This is a genomic window from Stenotrophomonas sp. SrG (assembly GCF_050031795.1).
Lineage (GTDB): Bacteria > Pseudomonadota > Gammaproteobacteria > Xanthomonadales > Xanthomonadaceae > Stenotrophomonas > Stenotrophomonas rhizophila_A.
The window spans coordinates 1-229 of record NZ_JBNBBE010001874.1 but is presented as its reverse complement, the minus strand read 5'-3'; the positions used below and the strand labels follow the sequence as shown (position 1 = coordinate 229).

1 pseudogene is annotated in these 229 nt (G+C 76.9%); it reads left to right on the top strand.

Annotated features, from left to right (window positions below):
• Positions 1–178, top strand: a pseudogene (locus ACQG3P_RS25690) (LacI family DNA-binding transcriptional regulator); the annotation flags it as partial.
• Positions 179–229: the final 51 nt, after the last annotated feature.

Here is a 229-nt window from a genome sequence, read left to right as displayed (position 1 = left end):
CGACCACACCGCGCGGCCTGCCGCGCGCCAGCGGATCGCGCAGCTGCGCAGCGCCGCGACTGACGATGCGCCGCTGCACCTGCAGAACCCCGGCGTCGTACCGCAGCTGGGCGTGCGCGGTTCGACCGCGCCGATGCGGCCGGTCGGCACGCGGGCCCCCACCCCTGAAACCACCTGAGTCCCGCAGGTCCCGGCCAGCCCCGCACGACACCCGGATGGGCCGCGAAGC